We start from the raw sequence: 25,920 nt of genomic DNA on the forward strand, positions 1-25,920 counted from the left end.
TCAATACCCCTCTATTTTTATTTGCATGCGCGCGCCCCCTTGCGGAGAACGCGAACAATCCATACCTATATCCTGCACGGCGATCACGCCGTTTTTGTCTGCCACGACCGCCAGTTCCTCCCGCCGGAGACGGGGGATCTTCCGGTCGATCAACAGCTTTTTGAGCGTTCGGCTGCCGCTTTTTGCCGACAGTCGAATGCGGTCACCCGTTCTGCGCGTACGCACGCACAATGATACGAAATCTATTGTACCACAATCCACGCAAAAAGTATTGAATGATTTGTAAAAAACTTCGTTTTTTTCTAAGACATGCGCCGAAACCCGCACGCTGCCGTCCCACAGCAGCAAGTCGGCCGGTACCGTCAGCGGAACCTCCGGCCGCGCTGTTTGGACATTGCTCTGCATTAGCCGGAACGTGTCGTATTCGCGGTGCGCGGCAAACCCATGCGGCAAATCGCATTGAGCAGACGGGTGGTCGCTCTCCAGCAGCCGCTCCAGCGCATGGATGTGCTGCGCGGTCACATCCCGCAGCGGCATACCGCTCTGTGCGAGCAGCCGCCGCAGCGCACGCGTGCGCACCGCCGGATGCGCCTGCCGCAGTGGCTGGGTGTCCCATGCGCCGTCCGGCCGCGCCGCCTGCGCCAGACATTCCTGCGCCAAACCGCCCAGACAGTCCTCGTCCTGCCGCAGCAGGTCGCCCAGCCGCGCCGCGGCCTGTACCGCGGTCGGCTGGATCGCCCGCAGTGCGGGCACGACCGTATGCCGGATACGGTTGCGTGTAAATCCATTGTCCGCATTCGAGCTGTCGGTGACAAAATCCTGCCCGATGGATGCCAAATATGCCTCCACCTGCGCGCGCTCCACGCCCAGCAGCGGCCGGATCACCTGTCCGCGCACGGGCGGGATGCCCGCCAGCCCTTTGGGGCCGGTGCCGCGCGCCAGATGGAACAGCACGGTTTCCAGATTGTCGTCCGCGGTGTGTGCGGTCGCGATTTTGACGCCCTGCGCGGCATCCTGCAGCCGCGCATAGCGGATGCGGCGGGCGGTTTCTTCGACGCCTCTGCCCTGCTCGCGCGCCGCCGCAGCAACGTCCACACGCTCAACGGTCAGCGCGACGCCCAGGTGCGTGCACAGCGCCCGGCAAAACGCCTCATCCCGATCGGATTCCGCGCCGCGCAGGCAGTGATTGAGGTGAAACGCCCTTGTGGGATAGCCCAGCGCGCGCAGCGCATGCAGCAGCGCCACCGAATCCGCGCCGCCGGAAAGCGCCACCAGCACCGACTCGTCCGGCCGCAGCATTTCATACGACGCAATGGCCTGTTTTACCGCATCCAGCATGGCTTCAGTCTCCATGGATCCGATCAGGATTGGAGAAGGTCGTATACTGGCCGACCCACTGCAATTCGATCGTACCCGTTGCGCCGTGGCGGTTTTTCGCGATGATGATTTCCGCGATGTTTTTGTTCTCGCTTTCATCATCATAATAATCGTCACGGTAGATGAACATAACAATATCCGCGTCCTGCTCGATGGCGCCGGATTCACGCAGGTCGGACAGCATCGGCCGCTTATCCGAGCGCTGCTCGGACGCACGCGACAGCTGCGACAGACACACGACCGGCACATTCAGCTCCTTGGCCATGATCTTGAGCGAACGCGAGATCTCCGCGACCTCCTGCACACGGTTGTCCATGTGCCGTCCGCCGACGTGCATCAGCTGCAAATAGTCGATAACGATCAGGCCGAGCTCCTCGCCCAGGCGGCGGCATTTGGCTTTGATCTCGGCGACCGTGATCGCCGGGTTGTCGTCCACATAGATGTTCAGGCCGGCCAGAACGCCCGATGCGCGGGCAATTTTGACCCAGTCCTCCTCATCGAGGTTGCCGGTCTTGAGCTTTTGCGATTCGATCAGCGCTTCGCTGGACAGAAAGCGGCTGGCCAGCTGTTCCTTACCCATTTCGAGCTGGAACACGCATACGCCCGTCCCCTTTTTGTAGCCGCGCGGCTTATCCTTGACGCTGGCTTTTGCCGCGTTGAGCGCAATGTTGAGCGCAAACGCGGTCTTGCCCATGCCGGGGCGCGCCGCGATCAAAATCAGGTCGGACTTGTTCAGGCCGGTCAGCGCGGTGTCGAGCGCATGGAATCCCGTGGACATGCCCGGGATGTCGCTGTCCGACTTGGCGCGCTCGTCCAGCTCGGTATACAGATCGGCGATGACCTCGCTGAGCTTGGACAGGCCCTTGATCTCGCGCCCCTGCCGAATGCTGTAAATGCGCTGTTCGGCCAGTTCCGCGATGCTGGACGCCTCGCCGCGCGCTTCGAGCGCGTTCTGTTGGATCTCACCGCCCGCATCCGCGAGCTGGCGCAGCAGGCTCTTGTCGCGCACGATGCGCACATATTCGTTTACGTTGCGCGCGCCCGGCGTGACCTCCATCAGCTGGAACAGGTACGCACGGCCGCCCGCCTCGTCGTAATAACCCATGCGCGTGAGCATATCGAGCACCGTGACCGGGTCGATGCGCTGCGCGCCGTTGAACATGGAATAGATGGTCTCAAAGATGCGCTTGTTCTCGTCGGCGTAGAAGTCGTCCGCGCGCACCTGCTCGATCACCTCAGGGATGCAGTTCGGGTCAACCAGCATCGCACCCAAAAGTGACTGTTCCGCCGTCAGGTCCTGCGGCACCTGCCGCATCAAAAGCTCATCCAAAACCGCACCGCCTTTCTTTGAGAGTTTGCTTGCCGCGCAAACCGCGGCCATTGATCAGAACGCTTGTTGCGTCGCAGTAAGCGTTCGTAAAAAGTCAGGACAGGCGCCTGACTTTTTACACTTCTGACGGAGAAAAGTTTCGTATGTCGGAACTTTTCGCAGTCCCTGAACCTTGTCCGCGCCTGCTGCGCGGCAAGGTTCCCTCGATTGAAACTGTACGTTTCAATCGAAGACTTTTACGCTTCTACGACCTGCACCAGAATCTCGCCCGCGATATCCTGATACAGCTTGGCCTTGACGCGGTGTACGCCGAAGGTCTTGATCGGCTCGTCAAGCACGATCTTCTGCTTGGGCACGTTCAGGCCGTACTGCTTGTTCAGTTCTTCCGCGATTTCCTTAGAGGTTACCGCGCCGAACAGACGGCCGCCCGAGCCGCCCTTGGCCGGTACCTTGACCGGGCTGACCTTGAGCTTTTCCGCCGCTTCGCGCGCGGCCTGCTGCTCGAGCGCAACCTTGCGCGCATGCGCCTCGTCCTGCGCCTTCTTGACGTTCAGATTATCGGCCGTAGCGAGCTCGGCCAGACCGCGCGGCATGAGGAAATTGCGGCCGTAGCCCTCGCTGACCTCGATCAGGTCGCCCATCTTGCCCTTACCCTTGACATCGGCTTTGAGAATGACTTTCATGATATTGAATCTCCTTTTCTGACTGTTCTGTATCATTGGAATCCGGCGGAATTATTTGTCCGCCGGTTTTTCGGTTTGCTGATCGGCCAAATAGCCTTGGATCGCCTCGAGGATCATATGATCCGCCTCTTCGGGCGTGGTGTTATGCAGCTGCGCGCCTGCCGCGGAATGGTTGCCGCCGCCGCCCAGCCGCTCCATGAGCAGCTGCACGTTGACCTGGCCGGACGCACGCGCCGACACCGCCATATCATTGCCGCTGCGGAACGCCACCACACTGGCACGCGTACCGATGATGCTCAGCAGCTCATCCGCTGCCTGCGCCGCCGCCACACGGTCCACTTCTTCGCCTGTGATCGCAAAAATAACGCCCTGCCCGCAGTCGCGCGCGGAAGAGATAAGCCTCTGCCGCTCCATGTACTGGCTGAAACTGGACTGGAACAGGTGCTTGACCTCGCCAGCCTCCGCGCCCGCGCGGCGCAGGTACGCCGCCGCTTCAAAGGTGCGCACGCCGGTGCGCATGGAGAAGCCCTTGGTGTCCAGATAGATGCCCGCGAGCATTGCTTCCGCTTCACCCGTCAAAATGCCGCTGGTCGGTACCAGATATTGCAGCAGCTCACTGACCAGCTCGGATGCGGACGACGCATACGGCTCGTGCAGCGAAACAACCGCGTTTTCGATATAATCCGCCGCACGGCGATGGTGATCGATGACCGCCACCTTATTGATGGATTGCAGCAGCGCTTCGCTTTCCACATAGCCCGGGCGGTTGACGTCCACCACGATCAGCAGCGTGTTGAAATCGCACAGGATCATGGCGTCCTCCGCGCTGATGAACACATCCTTATATTCAGGCAGTGTTTCCAGCCGCTCAATCAGGTCGCTCGCCATGGTATGCTCGCGATCGACCACAATATGCACCGGCTTGCCCTTGACACGCGCGGCGCACACCATACCGGACGCGGCGCCGATGGCGTCCATATCACTGTTGCGGTGGCCCATGATGAGCACCTGCGAGGAATCACGGATGAGCTGGGACAGCGCATTCGCCACCACGCGGCTTTTGACCTTGGTGCGTTTTTCGACCTCTTCGGTCAGGCCGCCGTAGAACTCAAACGTATAGCGGTTTTTGATAACCGCCTGATCGCCGCCGCGGGACAGCGCCATATCGATCGCCAGACCAGCATACTGATAGCACTCCGCCAGCGTTTCGCCGTCCTTGCCGATGCCGATGGACAGCGTTGCAATGACGCCTTCATGGTTCTGGATATCGCGCACATCCTGCAAAACCGCAAATTTGCGCGCGCTGAGCTTATCGAGTTCGGCATTTTCGATGATGAAAATGTACTTGTCACGGTCATATTTGCGCAGCACCGCGTTGCAGTCCTTGATCCAGGAGAACAGGCGCTTGTCGATGCCTGCCAAAATGGTGGATTTCTCCGAATCGGTTGCGTTTTTGGTCAGCTCTTCGTAGTTGTCAATGGCAATGATTGCGATTGCCGGCCGACGGGTCTCGGATGCGTCGCGCAGCTGCACATAATCCGTGCAGTCCAGAAAATGCAGCATCATCATCTGTCCCGCGTCACTCGGCACCATGCTGCCAAACACATGGTAGGCCTTTTTGCCCATGCGAAGCTCGCCCGGGAATTCGTTTTTTCCTTCGATCAGCCAGCGGGTTTCAAAAGTCGGCGCCAGCTCGGTCAGGCGCATATGCCGCGCGCCCGCAAACTGTCCGCTGATATCCGCAAACGCACTGTTGGCCCAGACAATCTCCCCCGTCGTGGCCAGCGCCACCACGGTCGGCAGCGGAGAATGCGTAACCGCGGGATGAATCTCCCCGCCGTCGATCACGATATTATCCATCAGCGCCTGCATCTGGCGGCTGCGCTCGGTCTCTCCATGCAGGGAAGCCATGCGCAGAATAACGCACAATATGAGACCGACAACACCATATACCACGGAAAAATACATACTGCCCAGGGCAAACAAAGCAAACACCACAGCGAATGCGCGGCCGCCCGGCCGAAGTGTTTTTCGAGATGGCTTATTCAAATTCTCGTCCCCCTTTCGGACGCAAAAATTCATGTTAATTATACCATCGCTCCTTTACCATGTAAACAAAAATCGTATAAAATGCCCGCATGGCATGGAAAAACAGGAATATTGACAGCAGCATCCCCTCACGGTATGATACAGGTAGGAAAGCGAGGCGACATAACATGGCGCAATACATTCTGGCCCTCGATCAGGGCACGACCAGCTCGCGCGCGATTTTATTTGACCGCGAGCAGAACATTCTGGCCATCCGACAGCACGAGCTGACGCAGCATTATCCGCACGAGGGCTGGGTTGAACAGGACCCCATGGATATCTGGTCCACCCAATATGCCGCGATGCTCGAGGTGCTGGCCGCCTCGGACGTATCACCGCGGGACGTAGCCGGCATCGGCATCACCAACCAGCGCGAAACCACCATCCTGTGGGACCGGGAAACCGGCCGCCCAATCTACAACGCGATCGTCTGGCAATGCCGCCGCACCGCGGATATCGTCGATTCACTCGTCGCGCAGGGGCTTTCCGACCACATCCGACAGACGACCGGCCTTGTGCCGGACGCCTATTTCTCCGGCACCAAGATCAAGTGGATCCTCGACCATGTGGAAGGCGCGCGCGAAAAAGCCGCGCGCGGTGATATCCTGTTCGGCACGGTGGATTCCTGGCTGGTCTGGAAGCTGACCGGCGGCAAGGTACATATCACGGACGCGACCAACGCCGCGCGCACCATGATTTTCAACATCCACACACTCGACTGGGACGACACCCTGCTGCGCGCGCTCGATATCCCGCGCGCCATGCTGCCGCGTGTGTGTTCCTCGAGCGAAGTGTACGGCTATGTTTCCCTGCCGGGCGGCGATATTCCGATTGCGGGCATCGCTGGCGACCAGCAGGCCGCGCTGTTCGGGCAGACCTGCTTTGCGCCGGGCGACGCAAAAAACACCTACGGCACCGGCTGCTTCCTGCTGATGAACACCGGCACGCAGGCCTGCGAGAGCAAAAACGGGCTGCTCACGACCATCGGCATCCGCATCGGCGGCGAAACACAGTATGCGCTTGAAGGCAGCGTGTTCGTCGGCGGCGCGGTCATCCAGTGGCTGCGCGACGAAATGCGCTTTTTCGCGGAAAGCCGCGACGCGGAATACTATGCCAAAAAAGTGCCGGACACGGGCGGCGTCTATCTTGTGCCCGCGTTTACCGGTCTGGGCGCGCCGCACTGGGATATGTATGCGCGCGGCTGCCTGATCGGCCTGACACGCGGCACCTCCCGCGAGCACATCATCCGCGCTGCGCAGGAATCCATCGCCTATCAGGTAAACGACCTGCTGGACGCGATGGCGCGTGACACCGGCGTGCCGCTTTGCTCGCTCTCCGTGGACGGCGGCGCAAGCCGCGACAGCTTCCTGATGCAATTTCAGGCGGATATCTCGAACTGCACCATCCGCCGTCCGGTCATTCACGAGACAACCGCGCTCGGTGCCTGCTATCTGGCGGGACTCGCCACCGGCGTATGGCGCAATCGCGAGGAACTGACCCAGCTCTGGCGCTGCGACACCTTCTATGAACCCGCCATGGACGCGGACACCCGAAAACGCCTGCTTGCCGGTTGGAGCAAGGCGGTTGGCCGCAGTCTCGACTGGGCGGAACACAACTGAAACAAAAAAAGAACGGCCTTATGAAGGCCGTTCTTTTTTCTTGCGTAAAATGGCGTGCTCGTCGATCGGGAACGGGAAGGAAAAATGTACCCGCATCTGCGGCACATTGAACAGATCGAGCGCCTCGCCTTCATCATTCACCACGCCGTCGGCATGGAACTGGTAAGGCGGCTTGCCCGGCTGGATGAGTTCCAGCTTCTCTCCCTTGAAAATACGGTTTTTCAGCACAAACACCGCATGCCCGTCTGCCCCGCAGTCCACCGGCATGCCAACCACTTCGTATTCGCGGATGTACTGGCTGTCACCATAGTGCTGACCGTTTTCCTGCGAGCCGAAATAGAATCCGGTGTAATACTCACGGTGGCTGACCTTGTTGACTTCCTCGCGGCAGAACTGCGGCAGCACAAAGCCCGCCGGATCGGCAGCATAAGCGTCAATCGCCGCGCGGTATGCACCGGTCACGCAGGCGGTGTAATACGCCGTCTTGTTGCGTCCCTCGATCTTGAAGGAATCCACCCCGGCGCGCACCAGCTCGGGAATATGCTCGATCATGCACATATCCTTGGAATTATACAGATAGGTGCCGCGGGCGTCCTCCTCCACCGGGAAGAACTCGCCCGGGCGCTTTTCCTCCATCAAGGCGTAATTCCAGCGGCAGGGCTGGGCGCATGCGCCGTGATTGGCGTCACGCCCGGTCATATACTGCGAAATCAGGCAGCGCCCCGAGTAGGAAATGCACATCGCGCCATGCACGAACGCTTCGATTTCCAGCGTTTTCGGTGTTTTGGCGCGGATTTCCGCAATCTCGTCGAGCGACAGCTCGCGTGCGAGCACGACGCGCTCCGCACCCAGATCCGCCCAGAAATTCGCCGCCTCGTGATTGAGGATGCTGGTCTGGGTGGAAATGTGCAGCGGCACCTTGGGCGCATAGCGCTGCGCCAGCCGAATCACGCCCACATCCGCCACGATCAGGGCGTCCGCCCCCGCGTCCGCCAACAGCTCCAGATAACCGGGCAGCGCAGGCAGATCGCGGCCGGACGGCATGATATTGACCGTAATATAGCACTTGACGCCGTGCGCATGTGCATAGGCGATGCCGTCGCGCAGCTCCTGATCGCCGAAGTTTGCGGCCGCGGCCCGCATGCCGAACCGCTGGCCCGCAAAATACACCGCGTCCGCGCCATAAGCGATCGCGAAACGCATTTTCTCCATGTCGCCCGCGGGCGACAGCAACTCAGGCATGTTATTCTCCCTCACTGCTGCCCTCCGTGTTGGCGGCTGCCGCCGCAGCCTGCGCCGCATTGGACTTGGCAATATTCGCCTCATGCTCCTCATAGCTGTTGGCAAACAGATGCGTGCCGTCCGGCATTGCAACATAATAGTAGTAGTTATGCTGTTCCGGATGGGATGCCGCATACAGGGAAGCATGACCCGGGTTACAGATCGGTCCGGGCGGCAGGCCCTGCTTGGTATACAGGTTGTACGGCGTATCCGACTTCAGATCCTCCTCGCTGAGCGTACCGCCCGTGCGGCCAAGACCGTACAGGACGGAAGCGTCCACCTGCAAATACGGGAACTGGCTGGCATTATTCAGACGATTGTAGATGACGCCCGCGATCGTTGCGCGCTCGCTGTCCACCTGCGCCTCACGCTCAACCAGCGACGCGATGGTGACAATATCATGCATCGACCGGCCGAGGCTTTCTGCACCCGCCTGGATCTCTGCATCATATTTGGTCTCAAAGTTGTTGAGCATCTTGTTGATGGTATCAACCACCGTTGCGTTGCCCTTATAGATCTCATAGGTATCCGGGAACAGATACCCTTCGAGCCAGCCCTCTTCCGCCGGCAGCTCGTCCTGCAGGAAGGTATGCTTGAACGGATACTCATTGAGCGCTTCGTTGAGCGCATCTTCCGTGCAAACGTGCTCGTCCAGCAGCAGCTGCTTGATCTGCGCGATCGAATAGCCCTCGGGCACGGTGATCTTCATGGTTTCGGTGCTGGACGCATTGACCAGCGTGTCGATGATCTGGCCATAGTCCATATTGGGGTTGAGCGAATAAGAGCCTGCGAGCACGCCCTCGTTATCGCCCTTGATGCGGACATACAGCTTGAAGATGGTGCCGTAATTGATAACTCCTTCGTCGTCCAGCTGCTTTGCCAGCGAAATCAGATCGGTGTTTTCCGAAACGGTGACTTCCTTGACGGCATTGTCCTTGACAAATGCAAATACGTCATTGGCCACAAAAATCGCCGCCAGCGACAGGATGACCGAAATACCCAGCACGGCAATCACATACACGACCGTACCCGCACAACCTCCGTTTTTGCGGCGGCGGCTGCGGCGACGGTGCTGCGGCGGCTGCGGAATGCGCTGTGTTTCCTGATTGACATTCTGATCCATCGTCTCACCTCAATAGTTTTCTGTTTTGGTTATAACACTCGGTTCAATACCAGCTTTGCCACAAAAGCAAGCGCAAAAGCCAGCATACCCGGGTTGCGTACCAGCAGCCACAGGTCATATAAGCCGGCACTTTTTTCAAAATGGGGAATACAGCCTCGGACCAGCAGATCCTGCAGCGCGCGCAGCGTCAAATACAAAAACAGCAAAAGCGCCAGCGCGTTGATCGCCGCAAAATAGTTCCAGATGCCGAAAGCCGCATAAGTATCTGTGATCCACAGGACAAACAGGTAATACAGGTTGTTGACGCCGTGCGCCAAAACCGCGGGCCACACGCTGCCGGAGACAAACGTCAGGTACGCATAGGCGATACCGGCCAGAAACGGCCCGGCAAAGTTGAGCAGGCTGCCGTGCAGCATGGCAAACACCAGACCGCTGACAATCAGACAGGCCGACGTGCCGACCATCTCTTCATGCACGGTAAACAGCGCGCCGCGCAGAAAAACCTCTTCCACGACTGCCGACAGTACGACAATAACCGCGAACCGCGCCGCCATGCTCAGCCCCGACTGCGGCGCGTCCAACGCGATCGCCGTCAGGTCCGCACCGACCAGACCCGCCAGATGATAAATCAGCAGGTTAAGGAACAGCGAGAGCACCGCAACCGTGATGCCCAGCCGAACGGTCAGCCCCAGGATCCCTTTGCGCAGCCGACGCGGCTGAAGCCGCCGGCGCAGCTTTTTCTGATCCCGCATGGAAAACACCAGCATAACCAGCGGCAGCGCAAAGGAAACGAATTCCGCCAGCGCCAGCAAAAGCGCGCCGCCGCGGAAATACGCCACCAGTTTTCCCGTTCCGGTCAGCAGACAGAAACACAGAAACAGTGAAAGGCCGGGCAGTAGCGCAATTTTATTGTTCTTCATCCGTGCGCAGCACCTGCCTTTCCGTGACAATCCATTGACACTTTTGATCGAGCGCCGTGTGCGGCAGCTGTTCGACCAGCCGCGCCTCGGCGCAAAGCGCCATGCAAACCGCCGGTGTCCGGCTGAGGAAGCGGTCGTAATACCCGCCACCGTAACCGAGGCGATAACCACTGCGGTCGCAGGCGAGCGCCGGCGCCACCACCAGATCGATCTGCCCCGGCTGGATTTCCGGGGCGCTGCCGTCCGGCTCGTCGATGCCGTAGGCACCCGGATACAGCTCGTCCAACGAGGTGATCCGCCGCGCGGTCATCTCACCCGCCGCGCCGCACAGCGGCACGCAGACGGTTTTCCCGGCATCCAGCGCCGCGCGCAGCAGCGCGCGCGTATCGATCTCCTGCGGCGTCGAAACATAGGCAAAAACACAGGCAGCGCGGCGAAACGCCTCACTTTCGAGCACCCGACGGGTGATCTCCCCGTCGATTGTTTGCTTGTCCGCCGCGCTTTGTGCGGCGCGCTGCGCAAGCATGCGCTGCCGCAGTGTTTTTTTATCTTGCGACATGATGCACGACAGCAGCTGCGATCTGACGCGCCTGTTCCTCGCCGCACAGAGCGGATACCAGCGCGCAGCCAAAGTCCAGCGCGCCGCCAACGCCACAGGCCGTGATGATGCGGCCGTCCACCACGCAAGTGCGCTTGAGCGGGGTCGCGCCCGTCATGCCGTCCTCCATGCCCGGATAGCAGGTCGCCTTGCGGCCCTTGAGCAGGCCCATGCCGCCCAGAATGATCGACGGTGCCGCGCAGATCGCCGCGACATACTTGCCTTCGTCATAGCACTTGCGCACCGCGTTCGTGACGCGCTCATCCGCATACAGATTCGTGGTGCCCGGCATGCCACCCGGCAGAACCACCATATCCGCTTTCTCCCAGTCCACCTGATCCAGCGGCAGGTCGGTCTGGATGCCGATGCCGTGCGAGCCGTGTACCAGCTCACCGGTCACGCCAACCAGCTTCGTTTCCACACCCGCGCGGCGCAGCAGATCGGTCGGGGCAATCGCCTCTGTTTCCTCAAAGCCCTCCGCCAACAGTACATATACCATTTTTGTCACACCTTTCAGTTGAGCATTAAATTCATATATCCACAGGATTGCTCCCGCGTATCATACCATTTGATGCAGCCCAGTGCGGTCTGCGTGCCGCAGCCCGTCACCGTGCACCGCTCCAGCCCGAGCGCCGCGAGCAGTCCCTGCTCGCGCGCGGGCGTCAGTCCGAGCGCTTCCTGCACGTTGTCCGCCCAGCAAAACGCATAGGCCGCAAGCGCGCCGTCCGAAAACCATCCGAACACCCCCGCGCCAAGCGCGTCAAACATGGCAAGCTGCGCCTGCCAGTAGGCTTGATTCCGCACGATGCGGCAAGTTGGGGCAAAACGATCATAGACCGCCGCCAGAAGCGGTGCGTCCGCCTGCGTCAGCCGCCGGGGCGCTTCACCGCCCGCCGTGCGCACGATCTCCCGCTTTTCGATCCGGAAAAACGGCTCGTACCCAAACGGCCGGTAAAAATCAAACAGCCACGGCTCGGCCGGGATGAGCGTGGAAGCCGCTCTGCCCTGCTCCTGGTCAATCACAAAGGATGCCTCGAGCAGCCGCGCCATATGGCCCTTGCGGCGATGCGCCGGATCGGTGCACGCGCCGTAAATATAGGTGACGTCGCGTACTCCGCCGCCGGTCCGCAGCCGGTACGGCAGCATCTGCACCATCGCGCACAGCACGCCCTGCTCTTCGCTGAGCAGCACGGTTCCGTAATCAAAGAAATGCGCGAAAAAGTAATCGTTAAAGCCGCCCTCATCCGGAAAGCAGGTTTCCCACAGCTGCCGGATGCGCGGCACATCCTGCGCCTGCGCCCGCCGGATCATGCCTGCGTCTCCTTGGGCACGGCGGTGTATTTCACGCCGCGCATCACCGGATAATACGACTTTTTCGCCTTGCGCAGGCCTTCCAGGCCAAGGTCTTCCTCTCTATTGACGTACTGCACATCGTCGCAGTTCCGCAAAACGAACTGCTGATTGATCATCTGATACGCGCCGGGGATGGTGTGATCGGCTTTTTCGATCTGCACCACATACATGTCCGGTTCGGCCTTGCAGCCGAAGGTAAAGGCGATCACCTCGCCGTCCAGCCGCAGCAGGCCGCCATGCAGGTCGAGCGCATCGAAATTGTGCAGCGCCTGCACGATCGCGCAGGTCTCGCCCTGAAAATCCCGGCTCTGGGCACAACCGTTCTGGTTGCACCAGCGGATATGATAACCGAACGCATCCTTGATATTGTCGCGCGTCATGTCTTCATAGCTCCAGCGGCCTTCGTACGCCGCCTTGAAGCGATTAACCAGATTGCGTTTGCTTTGCAGCTTTTTGCCCGACAGTGTGCGCAGCTTTTCCGCCAGATAGATGTAGTCGTCGCCGTCCTCGCTGTCATGCGAAAATGCAAACTTACCCGGGCGGACGGCTTCGATCCGCTCGATCATCGGCTCCGCCACCGACACGACCACAAACGGGATGCCGCGTTCGGCGGCGTCCTGCTCGAGCGCATCCAGCGCCGCGCCCAGATCGCCCTCGCCAATGGGGGCGAGATAACAGTCATGCCCGCCGTCAAGCGGCGTCATCTTGACCAGCAGAAATCCGTCCAGAAAGCAGATCTGCGTATTGTAGTGGCTGCGCCACATGAATAAATCGACAAAACAGCGTTCGCACAGATGATAATAATAATGCGAACCGCATTCCTCTACTTTTTGCTTGTCTTCTAATGTAATTTCTCGAAATGGTAACATAAATGATCCTTTTTCCTTAGATTTTCGCGGTGCTCCCCACTGCCGGCCGTCCGGCGGCACCGCAAATGTTTGCCTTGTTCCCTACGGATCCAGTTTCTCCACATGGCCGGTTTTTAACCGGTCTTCCCCCCGAAAGCGGAGCATCCACCCATTTCGCTGCGTGAAATCACCGTCTGCTGCCAAACAGCCGCTCGCGGATCGCAACCAGCAGGAATTTCGGCAATTTCATCATGCGACCGATCCGGCTGGGCTGACAAAGAAGCCGATAAAACCATTCCAGCCCGAGCTTGATGAAGATTTTCGGCGCGCGCTTGGCGACGCCCGCAAATACGTCCAGCGAACCGCCCAGCCCGCAGAACAACGTCGCATGAATTTCCTCCATGCGGCCGGCCATAAATTTTTCCTGCTTGGGTGCGCCCAGGCAGACAAACACCACGTCCGCGCCGCCGCAGGCGTTGATCGCATCGACCGCGACTTGCGGATCGGTAAAATAGCCGTCATGCGTGCCGGCCAGCACAAGGCCCGGATACTTTTTGCAGAGGTTCTCCCCTGCCTTTTCCGCAACGCCGGGCTTGGCGCCCAGCAAAAACAGCCGCATGCCTTCCTTGGCCATAGCCGCGACCAGGTTTTCGGCAAACTCAACGCCGGGCACTCTGCCGCACAGCTCTTCGCCCAGAATCTTGGCAGCGTAAATAATGCCGATGCCATCCGGCAGCACGAGCGCCGCGCGGTTTACAATGCCCATATATTCACTGTCCCTGCGGCACAGGTCCACGATTTCCGGATTCGGCGTCACCACATAGCCCTTCTGCCGGGCTCGGATGCGGCTCATGGCCATTTCGACGGCCTGCTGCATCGTCACTGCATGGAAATGCACGCCCAAAATTGAAGCGGTTTTCATTTTCTATCTCCTGCATCCTTTTTTGTCATTGTAGAACAATGGGTACTCAAAATCTATTTTATTATACAGCACACGCCGCGAAATCTCAAGAGTAAGCGCTGCAAATCTCCTTTTCCTACAAAAATACGCAAAAAGCCAGGCATTTCGCCTGACTTTTTTGCACTTTTTATTCTTTTTTATCCGGTTTCCTGCGGCTGGTGTTCCCGCCCAGGCCCAGATGCGACAGCAGCTCATTGAGATAAACCGACAGTCCGGTGCACAGGATGCCCTGCACCAAACCATCGAAAACCGCCGCCGCCCAGTTGGCATATTCAGCGCTGCGCGACAGCGCAGACAGACACGCGAGTACCGTGCCGCAGCCGGTCAGCGCCAGTGGGATATATTGATTCGGAAATTTCTCGATCGACTTGAGCACACGCCCCAGACAATACAGGACCACGGCAAGGATCGCATATTCCGTTTTGACGTACTGCAAAATTTGATCCAAACGCATTCACCTCCCCTTCATTTTATGACAGTGAGGTAAAAAGGGGGACGCAGCCTGCTGCTGCGCCCCTCAAACGGCGTCTTAGATCTGTGCGCGGATGAGTTCGCCCATCTCGCTGGTGGAAAGCACCTTTTCGCCCTTCGCGGCAATGTCCGCGGTGCGGTGGCCTGCGTCGAGCACGGCCTCGACCGCGTTTTCGATCGCGTCCGCCTCCGCCTTCAGGCCGAAGGAGTAACGCAGCATCATTGCGCAGGACAGGATGGTCGCGATCGGGTTGGCAATGCCCTTGCCTGCAATATCGGGCGCGGAGCCGTGGATCGGCTCGTACATGCCCTTGCCGGTCTCGTTCATCGACGCGGACGGCAGCATGCCGATCGAACCGGTGATCATGGAAGCCTCGTCCGACAGGATGTCGCCGAACAGGTTGCCGGTCACAATCACGTCAAACTGGCCCGGGTTGCGCACGAGCTGCATCGCACAGTTATCGACATACATATCCGAGTATTCGACCTCGGGGTATTCGTCCTTGATGCGGTGCATGGTCTCGCGCCAGACGCGGCTGGTCTCCAGCACGTTCGCCTTATCCACCGAGCAGACCTTCTTGTTGCGCTTCATCGCCATTTCAAAAGCGCGGCGGCCGATGCGCTCGATCTCAAAGACCGAATAGTTCATATCGTCCGCGCCGACTTCGCCCCAGCCCTTTTCGCTCTCGCGGCGATAATGCTTGCCGAAGTATACGTCGCCGGTCAACTCGCGGCAAACCAAAATGTCAAAGCCGTCGCCGATGATCTCAGGCTTGATCGGGCAGGCATCCGCCAGCGCCTTGTGCATCTGCGCGGGACGCAGGTTGACAAACAGGCCGAGCGCGGAGCGCAGGCCGAGCAGCGCCTTTTCCGGACGCTTTTCCGAGGGGACTTCGTCCCACTTCGGGCCGCCGACCGCACCGAGCAGCACGGAATCCGCGTTCTTGCAGATCTCGATGGTCTCTTCGGTCAGCGGGATGCCGTTGGCGTCAATCGAGCAGCCGCCGGCCAGCACCTCGGTATAGTTGAACTGATGGCCGAACTTCTCACCGATCTTGTCGAGGACTTTCAACGCCTCGGTGACGATCTCGGGGCCGATGCCGTCGCCCTTGACGACCGCAATATTGTACTGCATGGCTTATTCCCCTCTTTCCTTGAGCGACTTGAGAAGGCCGCCCGCCTTGATGATGCTCTGGATGAACGGCGGGAATGCTGCCGCCTGATAGGTTTCTCCCTTGGTCTCGTTGGTGATCACGCCGGTGTCAAAATCGATCGAAACCGTGTCTCCGTCGTCAATACCGTTGGCCGCGGCCTCGCACTCGAGGATCGGCAGGCCGATGTTGATAGCATTGCGATAGAAGATGCGCGCGAAGGAAGCGGCGATCACGCAGGACACACCGTTTTCCTTGAGCACCAGCGGCGCATGCTCGCGCGACGAGCCGCAGCCGAAGTTGCGCGTCGCCACGACGATATCGCCCGGCTGCATCTTTTTGACGAAATCCGCGTCGATGTCCTCCATCGCGTGGGTCGCCAGTTCCTTGGGATCTGCAATATTTAGATAACGTGCGGGAATGATAACGTCGGTATCAACGTTATCCCCGTATTTGAAAACTCTGCCTTTTGCGTTCATTGTGCTGTGTTCCTCCCTTTACTTCAGGTCGTCCGGCGCGCAGATGTAGCCCGCAACAGCACTTGCCGCCGCGACCGCCGGGCTCGCCAGATAGATTTCCGAGGTAATATGACCCATACGGCCGACAAAGTTGCGGTTCGTGGTCGAAACCGACTTTTCGCCGTGCGCCAGAATGCCCATATGGCCGCCCAAGCACGGGCCGCAGGTCGGGGTGGAAACGATGGCGCCCGCCTGAATGAAGATCTTGGCAAGGCCCTCCTCGATGCACTGGAGGTAAACCTCCTGCGTGGCGGGGATGACGATGGTGCGCACGTTCGGATTGACCTTGCGGCCCTTGAGAATCTCAGCCGCAACGCGCATGTCGTCGATACGGCCGTTGGTGCAAGAACCGATGACCGACTGCTGAATCTCGATGTGGCCCAGCTCGTCGATCGTCTTGGTGTTCTCCGGCAGGTGCGGGCAGGCAACGGTCGGCCGCAGCGCGGACAGGTCTATCTCGATCGTCTGCTCATACTCTGCGTCCGCGTCGGCCTCAAACACCGTGATATCACGGTTCACGCGGTCCTTGATGTACGCCATGGTCTTGTCATCAACCGGGAAAATGCCGTTTTTCGCGCCCGCTTCGATCGCCATGTTGCAGATCGTGAAGCGGTCGTCCATCGACAGGGATGAAACGCCCTCGCCGACGAACTCCATCGACTTGTACAGTGCGCCGTCCACGCCGATCTGGCCGATGATGTGCAGGATCACGTCCTTGCCGGACACCCACGGGCTCAGCTTGCCCTTGAGCACGAACTTGATCGCGCTGGGCACCTTGAACCACGCCTTGCCGGTCGCCATGCCGGCGGCAAGGTCGGTCGAACCGACACCGGTCGAGAACGCGCCGAGCGCGCCGTAAGTACAGGTGTGGCTGTCTGCGCCGATGATCAGCTCGCCCGGCGCCGTCAGGCCTTTTTCGGGCAGCAGCGCATGCTCGATGCCCATGCTGCCGACGTCAAAGAAGTTGACGATGCCGTGCTTTTTGGAAAATTCGCGGCAGGTCAGGCACTGCTCCGCGGATTTGATGTCTTTATTCGGTGCAAAATGGTCCATGACAAGCGCGATCTTGGTGTTGTCGAACACCTTGTCAAAGCCTGCCTTCTCCATTTCACGGATTGCGACCGGTCCCGTGATATCGTTGGCGAGCGTCAAATCGACCTTCGCCTCGATCAGCTGACCGGCACAAACGCTGTCCAGCCCCGCGTGCTTCGCGAGGATCTTTTGCGTCATTGTCATTGCCATAACGGTTGTTTCCTCCTGCCCTCAGTCGATGAAATACTTGTTGATGCCGTTGATATAGGCCTTGATGGATGCTTCGATCACGTCGGTCGATACGCCGCGGCCGGTCACCATCTCACTGCCGTCAACGCTGATCTTGACGATTGCTTCGGCCTGTGCATCCTCACCGTCGGTCATGGAGCGCAGCGTGTAATCTTCCAGTTCGACATCTTTACCGACGATCTTATTGATTGCACGGAACGCCGCGTTGATCGGGCCGTCGGACGCAGCGGTGCGTTCGAACATCTCGTCGCCCCGCTTGACGCGGATGACTGCGGTAGAGGTGATGGTATTGCCCGAATTGATGACAAAACGGTCAAGCGTGTAGCGTTCCTCGCCGGAAACCGGTACCGCGCCGACCAGCGCTTCGAGATCGCGGTCCTTGATGACCTTTTTCTTGTCGGCCAGGATCTTGAACTTCTCGAAGGTCTTGTCGAGTTTTTCCTTATCCAGCGTATAGCCCAGCTCGTGCAGGCGCTCTTCGAACGCATGGCGGCCGGAATGCTTGCCCAATACGATCGCATTCTTCGGAATGCCGACCGATTCGGGCGTCATAATCTCATAGGTCGCCTTATTGGCCATGACGCCGTGCTGGTGGATGCCCGCCTCGTGCGCGAAGGCGTTGGCACCGACGATCGGCTTGGTCGGCGCGACGGACACGCCGGTGATCGTCTGGATCATGCGGCTGGCGCGGTAAATCTGATGGGTTTCGATGTTGCAGTCCACACCGAACAGATCCTTGCGGGTGTTGAGCGCCATGACGCACTCTTCCATCGAGGCATTGCCGGCGCGCTCGCCGATGCCGTTGATCGTGCATTCGATCTGACCGATGCCGGCTTCGACGCCCGCCAGAGAGTTGGCCACGGCCATGCCGAGGTCGTTATGCATGTGGCAGGACAGGATCACGTTTTCAATGCCCTCGGTGTGCTCACGCAGATAGCGAATGCGGGATGCATATTCCTCAGGAATCATGTAGCCCACCGTATCCGGGATGTTGATGGTGGTCGCGCCGGCCTTGATCGCGGTCTCTACCACGCGGCACAGGAAATCCAGATCCGAACGGGTGGCATCCTCTGCGGAGAACTCAATATCGCTGCAATACTTCTTGGCATAGGCGACGTTATGTGCAACCGATTCAATGACCTCGTCCGGGGTCATCTTGAGCTTATACTGCATATGGACCGGGGACGTCGCAAGGAAAGTATGAATACGGGCGGATTCCGCACGGCGGATGGAATTCCAAGCCGCGTCGATGTCCTTCTCCAGGCAGCGCGCCAGCGAGCAGATCGTCGAGCCGCGCACGTTGTCCGCAATCGCGGCGATGGCTGCCGCATCGCCGGGCGACGCGATCGCAAAGCCTGCCTCGATAATGTCCACCTTCAAAGCTTCCAGCTGCTTGGCAACCTCGATTTTTTCGTTCAGGTTCATGCTGCAGCCGGGGGACTGCTCGCCGTCACGCAGGGTCGTGTCAAAAATTCGGATGGTTCTTGCCATGTTCTTGTCCTCACTTTCTTGTCTTTGGGTGTACAGGGACAAAAAAAGCTTCGTCCCTTAATCAAAATTAAGAGACGAAGCATAACTCCGCGGTACCACTCTTGTTGCCGCACAAAATGCGGCCCCTCATCGCGTATCCAACAATACGCAGCCCCTGTAACGGTGGGCATCCGTTCCCTCCTACCGGCCAAGACGGCTTTCAGCGGACCGCTCCCGGGCGAGTTTCACCGTTTTCCGACGCTGCCTTTCACCAGCCGGCAGCTCTCTGCGGACAGAAGGACGATTACTTTACCCGTTCATCACCTTTTGCAATATGTTATTATATTATCGTTTGGCCGCGCGCTTGTCAAGGGGTATTTTAATTTTTTCCTCGCAGGACTGCCGACTTGCGAAGATTGCAGCAATCTGGTATAGTAATAGTTATACTGTAAAAAAAGAGGAGAAACTTCACGTGAAACAACTGGGATTACTGATTCGTCTGATCATCGGCATCATCGCCGGTACGCTGATCGGCCTGTGCGGCGGCTGGTTCGGCATCGCGGACTCCACCGCATTCATCGCCGTTGTGCGTCTGTTTGCCACGTTTACGTCTCTGTTTTCCACCTTCCTTTCCTTCATGATCCCGTTGATCATCCTTTCGTTCATCACTGTGGGCATGGCGGAACTGGGCAAAAAGGCCAACCGCCTGTTCGGTATCACGCTGCTGCTGGCGTACGGCACCACGGTGGCTTCCGGCTTTCTGACCTTCCTGATCGGCAAGGCCGTGCTGCCCTCGCTGATCCAGCCCATCACGGGCGACGTGTTGGAAAGCAACGCATTCCAGCCGTTTTTCACGATTGAAGTGGAACCGATCTTCGGCGTCATGACCGCGCTGGTGCTTTCGTTTGTGCTTGGCATCGGCATGGCCAACCTGCGCGGCTCCTCCCTGCTGGATGTCTGCCGCGATCTGCAGAAGATTGTCTCGGGCGTACTCAAACGTATCATCATCCCGCTCATCCCGATCCACATTGCGGGCCTGTTCTGCAACATCGCCGCCGAAGGCCGCCTGTTTGCCACGATCAAGATGTTCGCTTCGCTCTATGTCATCATTATTGTGCTGCAGCTGCTGTATATCGCCTCGCAGTTTGGTCTGGCGAGCATTGTCTGCCGCAAAAACCACTTCCGCAGCATCAAAAACGTTGTGCCCGCATATTTTACCGCACTGGGCACCCAGTCCTCCGCTTCGACCATTCCGGTGGCGCTCAACTGCGCTTATAATAATGATGTCAACGAAGATGTGGCGGACTTCGTCGTCCCGCTGTGCGCGACCATCAACTTAAACGGCGACACCATCTGCCTTGTGCTCGGCTCGATGGGCATCATGATCGCCAGCGGCTTAAACCCGACGCTCGCCATGTTCGCGCCCTTTATCATGATGCTCGGCGTGACCATGGTCGCCGCGCCCGGCGTACCCGGCGGCGGCGTTATGGCAGCGCTCGGCCTGATCACCTCCATGCTGGGCTTCACCGATCCCATGCAGCAGCTGATCATCGCGCTGCACTTCTCGCAGGACAGCTTCGGCACGGCCACCAACGTCACCGGCGATCAGGCGATCGCACTGATCGTGGACCGCATCGACCGCACTGGCAGCGAAAAATCCGCTTATTGATTGGAACAGAAAGGAGTGCCCGCTTTGGAGGTATTGCTTGACATCATCCGGGCGTTTGACTTCGATATTCTGTATGAGATCTCCACACACTGGCGCGGCGGCACCTCCGATATCGTCTGGAAGTGCTTTTCCATCCTTGGAAACGGCGGCGCCATCTGGATCGCAGCAGCCATTGTGCTGCTGTTTTTCCGCAAAACCCGGCGTGCCGGCGCGGCCATGCTGGTGGCCATGCTGATCGGCCTGCTCATCGGCAATGTCTGGCTTAAGGAATGGATCATGCGGCCCAGGCCTTTTGTCACGCACGCCGAACTGACTGCCCTGCTCGACCCCGGCGATCAATGGTCTTTCCCCTCTGGACACACCCTGTCCTCGTTTGCCGCCGCAACGGCATTATGCTTCTTCCACCGCAAATCCGGTGCACTTGCTTACGTTCTGGCGATCCTGATCGCGTTTTCCCGGCTCTATGCCAGTGTGCATTATCCGACCGACGTGCTGGCCGGTCTGCTGCTGGGCATTCTGTGCGGCCTTGTTGGCGCATGGCTGACCGACCGCATCATGGACCGCATCCATACCTTACGGCTGAGAAAGGGTGCCTGAATGAATCAATATAAACGGCTGTTAAGCAACACCTTTATCTTTGCGATCGGCACGTTCAGCTCCAAGATCCTCGTGATTCTCATGCTGCGTTTCTACACGGGCGTGATGACCACGGACGAAATGGGCGTTGCCGATCTGATCGTCAAAACGACCAGCATCCTGTATCCTGTCGTGTCTTTGTCCATCGGACAGGCGATCATCCGCTACGGTCTGGAGCGTCGTCGCCGCAAAAGCGACGTATTCACCATTGGCCTGATAACCATCCTGTGCGGTTTTATCATTGCGCTGCCCTTCCACCCGCTGCTCGGCCTGGTGCACTACAACACCTCGACCGGCGCGACCGGTTCGCTGCTTGAATACCAGTGGCTGATCTATCTGTATGTGCTGACTTCGTGCACGCAGAACGCATGCAGCCAGTTTATCCGCGCGCTGGGCTATGTGCGGCTGTACGCCATCGACGGCATCTTCCGCACCTTTGTCACGATCCTGCTCAACATCCTATACCTGACGGTGTTCAAATGGAACATCTTCGGCTATGTGTTTTCGATCATCTGCTCGGACGCACTTTCCACCGTCTGCCTGTTTCTCATTGCAAGCCTGTGGAAATACATCCGCCTGCGCAGACCGAATTTCTATCTGTGGCGCAGCATGCTGGCCTATTCCCTGCCGCTGGTTCCGGACGCGATCCTCGTGTATATCATCGGCTTTTCCGATCAGGCCTTCCTTGCCTCGATGCAGGATACCTCGGTCAGCGCGATTTACTCCATCGCTTACCGTGTGCCGACGCTGATCGCGCTGGTTGCGTCCATCTTCGTTGATGCATGGCAGATTTCCATTGTCAACAATAACTCGCGTGAAGAGCAGATCCAGTTCTTCTCTAACGTCGGCAACACATATAGCTCGATCGTGTTCATCATTGCGTCGGGCGGCATTATGTGTGCCAAGCTCGCCATCACGGTGCTCGCGGTGCCCAGCTATTATATCGGCTGGACCTTCATCCCGGTGCTGGCGGTCGGCGCGGGCTTCAACTGCCTGTCCAGTTTCCAGAAGAGCGTCTATCTGCTGGAAAAACGCACGGTGCCCTCTTTTCTGTCCACCGCGTTTTCCGCGGTTGTCAACATCACACTCAACGCGCTTCTCATCCCGCGCTACGGCGGTATGGGTGCCGCAACCGCAACGCTGATCAGTTATGTCGTGCTGTTTTTGTACCGCGCGATCGACAGCCGCCGCTTTATGCCGGTGCGCTGGAACAAAAAGCGTCTGAGCGGCACGGTATTGCTGCTGTGTGCGCAGGGCGCTCTGATGCTGCTCGAGCCGCCGCTCTGGCTGCTGTGGCAGCTGCTGTTATTCCTTGTCATATTCCTGCTCAACTGCCGCGAATTGCTGATCGGTGTCAAAAAACTGCTGCACCGCACATAAATCCCAAAAAGAAAACGCCGGACATTGCGTCCGGCGTTATTTTTTTCAAATGGAAAAGTCTAACGTCTTGCCGTTGCGGACCAGATCCTCCAACGTCACCGAATCCACATACTGATTGACTACATCATACAAGCCGCGCCAGAAATCCAACGTCATGCATTCCTGCGCGCGTGCGCACTCCACAGGATCGTGCTCCAGGCAAGCCACCGGCACCAAAGCCCCTTCCGTAATGCGCAAAATATCTCCCACGGTATACTCGGCCGGATGCCGGGCCAGCTGATAGCCGCCCTGCGCACCGCGCGTGGATGTCACAAACCCTGCGCGGGACAGCTGAACGACGATCTGCTCGAGATATTTTGCCGATATTTCCTGCCTCTTGGAAATATCCCGCAACGGGATGTAACCGGCTGCATCATGCTGTGCCAAATCGATCATCAGACGAAGCGCATATCTTCCCTTGGTCGAAATCTTCATCATGCATACCCCTTTGCAACATTATTCCTCAAAAGCCGCCACTTTCCAGCATCTTCCGCATATCATTCCTGCTGCAAACGTGCAATCACGTCCGCGATATGCTGACTGGCCTGCTCCACTTCCCATTTCAGTTCCGTGGCGGAAATGCGCTCCGCACCGTGTCCCAGAATGATCATCTGCTCCATGCCATCCGACGTGGCAACGCGCACACGGTGCTTGCGGGAGAGGTCATAGGATGCCTGTTCAATATACATGTCTGCCGTTTCCGCCTCTCTGGTGTAAACAATATGCAGACCATGCCGTTTTTCGATCGAGCCCATACCCCCTTTGACTTTGTATGCGTCAAACACCACGATCAGGTGGCATTTGCGCACGCTCTGATAGTTGCTTAAAATATTGACCAGCGCTTCGCGCGCTGCGTTGATATCCGCAGCCGCCATATTGCGCAATTCATCCCAGGCAAATATGATATTGTACCCATCCACCAGCAGATAATCGTCCGCGCGGATGCGGGTAACATACAACTGCTCGAGCGTTTCCGCCTTCTTGCGGCTCTGCTGGAAGGCTTCGAACCCGCGGTCCCGGATCGGACCGTAGGTGCGCTCAAACAGGGCGCGCAGTTCTTTGTCATCCTCCAAACCGGATGACGCGGAGGCGCGGCACACCGGTTCCGGGTCGGTCTCTGGTTCCTCCTCCGGCTCGAGCCGAACGCCCGCATCCATATGCGCATGCGCGCGCACTTCGTCCCACTTGACCACATAGCCCGCGCCATGCGAACAGAACACCGAGTCCGGCGGGTTGTCCGTATCGTGCTCAGGATCATAACCACACTGCTCGATCACCTGCGCGGCATTGTGGCAAGGCGCGTACCCTTCCGGCGTGCACACCAGCCGGCCGCGCCCCTTAGTATAGGCTGCGACCTCGGTCCAGTAGTTGCGCATCGCAGAAACCGGCGCGGTACCGGTCAGCAGCGTGCCGTCCTCCTGTGCCTCAGGCGGCGCAAACGTCCCTTCCATGCGCTGGATATCATTCATGGCACGGCCCACGCACTCCTCCGGCAGCGTCAGCCGGAAGGCATAGTACGGTTCGAGCAGCACGCTCTCCGCCTGCATCAGGCCGTTGCGCACCGCACGATAAGTCGCTTCGCGGAAATCGCCGCCCTCGGTATGCTTGACATGCGCGCGGCCGGTCAGCAATGTGATCTTGATGTCGGTCACCGGCGCGCCGGTCAGCACGCCGACATGTGTTTTTTCCGCCAGATGCGTCAGGATCAGGCGCTGCCAGTTAAGGTCGAGCGTATCGACCGGACAAATCGTTGCAAACTGCAGCCCGCTGCCGCGCTCGCCCGGCTCGAGCAGCAGATGCACCTCCGCATAATGCCGCAGCGGCTCAAAGTGGCCGATGCCGACCGCAGGCGTGGCGATCGTTTCCTTATAAACAATGCTGCCTTCATCAAACGTGACCGCAACGCCGAACCGTTCCGCGATCACGCGGGTCAGGATCTCCAGCTGTACCTCACCCATGAGCTGCAAGTGGATCTCGCCCAAACGCTCATTCCACACGACCCGCAGCTGCGGGTCCTCTTCCTCCAGCTGCCGCAGGTCTTTCAGCATGGTATGCGCGTCATATGACGCCGGGAACTGCACCCGATAATTGAGCACCGGCTCCAATACCGGCGGCAGCGCGCCCGCCGCACTGCCCAATCCCATGCCGGGCTTGGTATGGGTCAGGCCGGTCACCGCACAGACCATGCCGCTCTCTGCCAGCTCAACCGTCTGAAATTTTTCACCCGAATACACACGGATCTGGTTGACCTTTTCCTGCCAGCCGCCGTCCTCTTCTCCCGACAGCAACGCGCGCACCGCGAGCGTGCCACCGGTGATCTTGAGGTACGACAGACGGTTGCCCTGTCCGTCGCGTGTGATCTTGAACACGCGCGCGCCGAATGTATCGGCATACGCCGGCTGCTGCGTATAGCGCTCCAGTCCGTCGAGCAGAGCGTCCACGCCTTCCAGCCGCAGTGCAGACCCGAAATAACACGGAAACACTTTGCGCGCACGAACGAGCGAGGCGATTTGCTCCTGCTCCACACTGCCCGTTTCCAGATAGCGTTCGAGCAGTGCCTCATCACACATGGCGATCTCCTCCGCCATAGTGTCCGGCTGGTCAAAGGCAACGCAGCCGTCCGACAAGCGCTTTTTCAGTTCCGCCATGCGCGCCTCGCGCGCATCCGGACGGAGGTCCATCTTATTGACAAACACAAACGTCGGCACATGGTGCCGCTCGAGCAACCGCCACAGGGTCTGCGTATGCGCCTGAACGCCGTCCGTCCCGCTGACCACCAATACCGCATAGTCCAGCACTTGCAGCGTGCGTTCCATCTCCGCCGAAAAATCCACATGGCCCGGCGTATCGAGCAGGGTCACCGCAGCCGATGGCAGCGAAAGCTCCGCCTGCTTGGAAAAAACCGTGATGCCCCGTTCTCGCTCGATCGCGAACGTATCCAGGAAGGCATCCTGATGGTCCACGCGTCCCAGCTTTTTCAGTGCCCCCGTCTGGTACAGCAGCGCCTCGGACAAGGTCGTTTTGCCTGCGTCCACATGCGCCAGAATACCGATGACAAATCGTTTCATAGTTTCCTTCTCATCTGTTGATTTATTATATTATATCAAAAAAGTAGTCAAAGCAC

The 25,920-nt window shown here is 58.8% G+C and carries 23 protein-coding genes and 1 other annotated feature; of the genes, 4 read left to right on the forward strand and 19 right to left on the reverse strand.

The genetic code is table 11. From position 1 onward, the window contains the following. The 4 genes from tilS to EJL02_RS01985 form a co-directional block, all read right to left on the reverse strand. On the reverse strand, positions 1–1,338 hold the full coding sequence (tilS, locus tag EJL02_RS01970) for a tRNA lysidine(34) synthetase TilS (protein WP_164510233.1): 1,338 nt from the start codon (positions 1,336–1,338) through the stop codon (positions 1–3). A 4-nt stretch (positions 1,339–1,342) separates the two neighbouring features. Beyond that, the gene (dnaB, locus tag EJL02_RS01975; protein ID WP_442857996.1) at positions 1,343–2,707 is read right to left on the reverse strand and encodes a replicative DNA helicase; all 1,365 of its coding nucleotides are present in this window, start codon (positions 2,705–2,707) and stop codon (positions 1,343–1,345) included. Positions 2,708–2,943: 236 nt separating this feature from the next. Then, complete coding sequence (rplI, locus tag EJL02_RS01980; RefSeq protein WP_125114730.1) at positions 2,944–3,390, reverse strand: 50S ribosomal protein L9; 447 nt, start codon at positions 3,388–3,390, stop codon at positions 2,944–2,946. A gap of 51 nt (positions 3,391–3,441) precedes the next feature. Beyond that, positions 3,442–5,439 (reverse strand): DHH family phosphoesterase, encoded by a 1,998-nt coding sequence (locus tag EJL02_RS01985; protein ID WP_164510234.1) that lies wholly within the window; start codon positions 5,437–5,439, stop codon positions 3,442–3,444. Positions 5,440–5,606: 167 nt separating this feature from the next. Here EJL02_RS01985 and glpK point away from each other — a divergent pair, with 167 nt between their 5' ends. Beyond that, positions 5,607–7,097 (forward strand): glycerol kinase GlpK, encoded by a 1,491-nt coding sequence (gene glpK, locus EJL02_RS01990; protein WP_125114732.1) that lies wholly within the window; start codon positions 5,607–5,609, stop codon positions 7,095–7,097. Between the two features lie 18 nt (positions 7,098–7,115). Here glpK and EJL02_RS01995 read toward each other — a convergent pair whose 3' ends face one another. The 13 genes from EJL02_RS01995 to EJL02_RS02055 form a co-directional block, all read right to left on the reverse strand. Further along, positions 7,116–8,339, reverse strand: coding sequence for a peptidase U32 family protein (locus EJL02_RS01995; protein WP_125114733.1), 1,224 nt, complete (start codon positions 8,337–8,339; stop codon positions 7,116–7,118). 1 nt (position 8,340) lies between these two features. Beyond that, on the reverse strand, positions 8,341–9,501 hold the full coding sequence (gene mltG / locus EJL02_RS02000; RefSeq protein WP_125114734.1) for an endolytic transglycosylase MltG: 1,161 nt from the start codon (positions 9,499–9,501) through the stop codon (positions 8,341–8,343). Positions 9,502–9,530: 29 nt separating this feature from the next. Further along, the gene (locus EJL02_RS02005; protein WP_125114735.1) at positions 9,531–10,421 is read right to left on the reverse strand and encodes a CPBP family intramembrane glutamic endopeptidase; all 891 of its coding nucleotides are present in this window, start codon (positions 10,419–10,421) and stop codon (positions 9,531–9,533) included. Then, positions 10,408–10,980: a 5-formyltetrahydrofolate cyclo-ligase gene (locus EJL02_RS02010; protein WP_125114736.1), complete on the reverse strand. Its 573-nt coding sequence runs from the start codon at positions 10,978–10,980 to the stop codon at positions 10,408–10,410. Before EJL02_RS02010 ends, EJL02_RS02005 begins: the two co-directional genes overlap by 14 nt. Beyond that, positions 10,967–11,518 carry a DJ-1 family glyoxalase III gene (locus tag EJL02_RS02015; protein WP_125114737.1) on the reverse strand — a complete coding sequence of 184 codons (552 nt, stop codon included), beginning with the start codon at positions 11,516–11,518 and terminating at the stop codon, positions 10,967–10,969. The genes EJL02_RS02010 and EJL02_RS02015 overlap by 14 nt, the downstream gene beginning before the upstream one ends. A gap of 14 nt (positions 11,519–11,532) precedes the next feature. Further along, the gene (locus tag EJL02_RS02020) at positions 11,533–12,330 is read right to left on the reverse strand and encodes a GNAT family N-acetyltransferase (RefSeq protein ID WP_125114738.1); all 798 of its coding nucleotides are present in this window, start codon (positions 12,328–12,330) and stop codon (positions 11,533–11,535) included. Further along, a complete protein-coding gene (locus tag EJL02_RS02025) occupies positions 12,327–13,241 on the reverse strand; it encodes a DUF2156 domain-containing protein (RefSeq protein ID WP_125114739.1) in 915 nt (304 codons plus the stop codon). Before EJL02_RS02025 ends, EJL02_RS02020 begins: the two co-directional genes overlap by 4 nt. A gap of 166 nt (positions 13,242–13,407) precedes the next feature. Next, positions 13,408–14,142 (reverse strand): WecB/TagA/CpsF family glycosyltransferase, encoded by a 735-nt coding sequence (locus tag EJL02_RS02030; RefSeq protein WP_125114740.1) that lies wholly within the window; start codon positions 14,140–14,142, stop codon positions 13,408–13,410. A gap of 166 nt (positions 14,143–14,308) precedes the next feature. After that, the gene (locus EJL02_RS02035; RefSeq protein ID WP_164510235.1) at positions 14,309–14,629 is read right to left on the reverse strand and encodes a phage holin family protein; all 321 of its coding nucleotides are present in this window, start codon (positions 14,627–14,629) and stop codon (positions 14,309–14,311) included. An 81-nt stretch (positions 14,630–14,710) separates the two neighbouring features. Further along, positions 14,711–15,787 (reverse strand): 3-isopropylmalate dehydrogenase, encoded by a 1,077-nt coding sequence (gene leuB / locus EJL02_RS02040; protein ID WP_125114742.1) that lies wholly within the window; start codon positions 15,785–15,787, stop codon positions 14,711–14,713. A 3-nt stretch (positions 15,788–15,790) separates the two neighbouring features. Further along, positions 15,791–16,282 (reverse strand): 3-isopropylmalate dehydratase small subunit, encoded by a 492-nt coding sequence (gene leuD, locus EJL02_RS02045; protein WP_125114743.1) that lies wholly within the window; start codon positions 16,280–16,282, stop codon positions 15,791–15,793. Between the two features lie 18 nt (positions 16,283–16,300). Further along, on the reverse strand, positions 16,301–17,563 hold the full coding sequence (gene leuC, locus EJL02_RS02050; RefSeq protein WP_125114744.1) for a 3-isopropylmalate dehydratase large subunit: 1,263 nt from the start codon (positions 17,561–17,563) through the stop codon (positions 16,301–16,303). Between the two features lie 21 nt (positions 17,564–17,584). After that, the gene (locus EJL02_RS02055) at positions 17,585–19,129 is read right to left on the reverse strand and encodes a 2-isopropylmalate synthase (protein WP_279221161.1); all 1,545 of its coding nucleotides are present in this window, start codon (positions 19,127–19,129) and stop codon (positions 17,585–17,587) included. 31 nt (positions 19,130–19,160) lie between these two features. Further along, positions 19,161–19,402: a binding site (T-box leader), on the reverse strand. Between the two features lie 142 nt (positions 19,403–19,544). Here EJL02_RS02055 and EJL02_RS02060 point away from each other — a divergent pair. From EJL02_RS02060 to EJL02_RS02070, 3 genes are read left to right on the forward strand one after another with little or no spacing between them, the layout of a single operon-like run. After that, on the forward strand, positions 19,545–20,741 hold the full coding sequence (locus EJL02_RS02060; protein WP_206426934.1) for a cation:dicarboxylate symporter family transporter: 1,197 nt from the start codon (positions 19,545–19,547) through the stop codon (positions 20,739–20,741). 24 nt (positions 20,742–20,765) lie between these two features. After that, positions 20,766–21,338, forward strand: a complete 573-nt coding sequence (locus EJL02_RS02065; protein WP_164510236.1) for a phosphatase PAP2 family protein — start codon at positions 20,766–20,768, stop codon at positions 21,336–21,338. Continuing rightward, a complete protein-coding gene (locus EJL02_RS02070) occupies positions 21,339–22,757 on the forward strand; it encodes a lipopolysaccharide biosynthesis protein (protein ID WP_125114748.1) in 1,419 nt (472 codons plus the stop codon). Between the two features lie 45 nt (positions 22,758–22,802). Here the strand turns inward: EJL02_RS02070 and EJL02_RS02075 are convergent, their stop codons facing one another. Together EJL02_RS02075 and EJL02_RS02080 are read right to left on the reverse strand one after the other, a co-directional pair. Then, on the reverse strand, positions 22,803–23,231 hold the full coding sequence (locus EJL02_RS02075) for an RrF2 family transcriptional regulator (protein WP_125114749.1): 429 nt from the start codon (positions 23,229–23,231) through the stop codon (positions 22,803–22,805). A gap of 62 nt (positions 23,232–23,293) precedes the next feature. Further along, positions 23,294–25,864 carry a translation factor GTPase family protein gene (locus EJL02_RS02080; protein ID WP_125114750.1) on the reverse strand — a complete coding sequence of 857 codons (2,571 nt, stop codon included), beginning with the start codon at positions 25,862–25,864 and terminating at the stop codon, positions 23,294–23,296. Positions 25,865–25,920 lie beyond the last annotated feature (56 nt).

Origin of the sequence: Agathobaculum sp. Marseille-P7918 (assembly GCF_900625105.1) — a bacterium.
In the GTDB taxonomy this organism is placed as follows: Bacteria; Bacillota; Clostridia; order Oscillospirales; family Butyricicoccaceae; genus Agathobaculum.

What these genes read in the sequence shown, in the direction of transcription:
- EJL02_RS02005 (WP_125114735.1), bottom strand. Translation starts at nt 10,421, where the DNA reads ATGAAGAACAATAAAATTGCGCTACTGCCCGGCCTTTCACTGTTTCTG.
- rplI (WP_125114730.1), bottom strand. Translation starts at nt 3,390, where the DNA reads ATGAAAGTCATTCTCAAAGCCGATGTCAAGGGTAAGGGCAAGATGGGC.
- EJL02_RS02030 (WP_125114740.1), bottom strand. Translation starts at nt 14,142, where the DNA reads ATGAAAACCGCTTCAATTTTGGGCGTGCATTTCCATGCAGTGACGATG.
- EJL02_RS02080 (WP_125114750.1), bottom strand. Translation starts at nt 25,864, where the DNA reads ATGAAACGATTTGTCATCGGTATTCTGGCGCATGTGGACGCAGGCAAA.
- glpK (WP_125114732.1), top strand. Translation starts at nt 5,607, where the DNA reads ATGGCGCAATACATTCTGGCCCTCGATCAGGGCACGACCAGCTCGCGC.
- EJL02_RS02025 (WP_125114739.1), bottom strand. Translation starts at nt 13,241, where the DNA reads ATGTTACCATTTCGAGAAATTACATTAGAAGACAAGCAAAAAGTAGAG.
- leuB (WP_125114742.1), bottom strand. Translation starts at nt 15,787, where the DNA reads ATGCAGTACAATATTGCGGTCGTCAAGGGCGACGGCATCGGCCCCGAG.
- EJL02_RS02070 (WP_125114748.1), top strand. Translation starts at nt 21,339, where the DNA reads ATGAATCAATATAAACGGCTGTTAAGCAACACCTTTATCTTTGCGATC.
- leuC (WP_125114744.1), bottom strand. Translation starts at nt 17,563, where the DNA reads ATGGCAATGACAATGACGCAAAAGATCCTCGCGAAGCACGCGGGGCTG.
- EJL02_RS02075 (WP_125114749.1), bottom strand. Translation starts at nt 23,231, where the DNA reads ATGAAGATTTCGACCAAGGGAAGATATGCGCTTCGTCTGATGATCGAT.
- EJL02_RS02020 (WP_125114738.1), bottom strand. Translation starts at nt 12,330, where the DNA reads ATGATCCGGCGGGCGCAGGCGCAGGATGTGCCGCGCATCCGGCAGCTG.
- EJL02_RS02015 (WP_125114737.1), bottom strand. Translation starts at nt 11,518, where the DNA reads ATGGTATATGTACTGTTGGCGGAGGGCTTTGAGGAAACAGAGGCGATT.
- tilS (WP_164510233.1), bottom strand. Translation starts at nt 1,338, where the DNA reads ATGCTGGATGCGGTAAAACAGGCCATTGCGTCGTATGAAATGCTGCGG.
- EJL02_RS01995 (WP_125114733.1), bottom strand. Translation starts at nt 8,339, where the DNA reads ATGCCTGAGTTGCTGTCGCCCGCGGGCGACATGGAGAAAATGCGTTTC.
- EJL02_RS02010 (WP_125114736.1), bottom strand. Translation starts at nt 10,980, where the DNA reads ATGTCGCAAGATAAAAAAACACTGCGGCAGCGCATGCTTGCGCAGCGC.
- mltG (WP_125114734.1), bottom strand. Translation starts at nt 9,501, where the DNA reads ATGGATCAGAATGTCAATCAGGAAACACAGCGCATTCCGCAGCCGCCG.
- leuD (WP_125114743.1), bottom strand. Translation starts at nt 16,282, where the DNA reads ATGAACGCAAAAGGCAGAGTTTTCAAATACGGGGATAACGTTGATACC.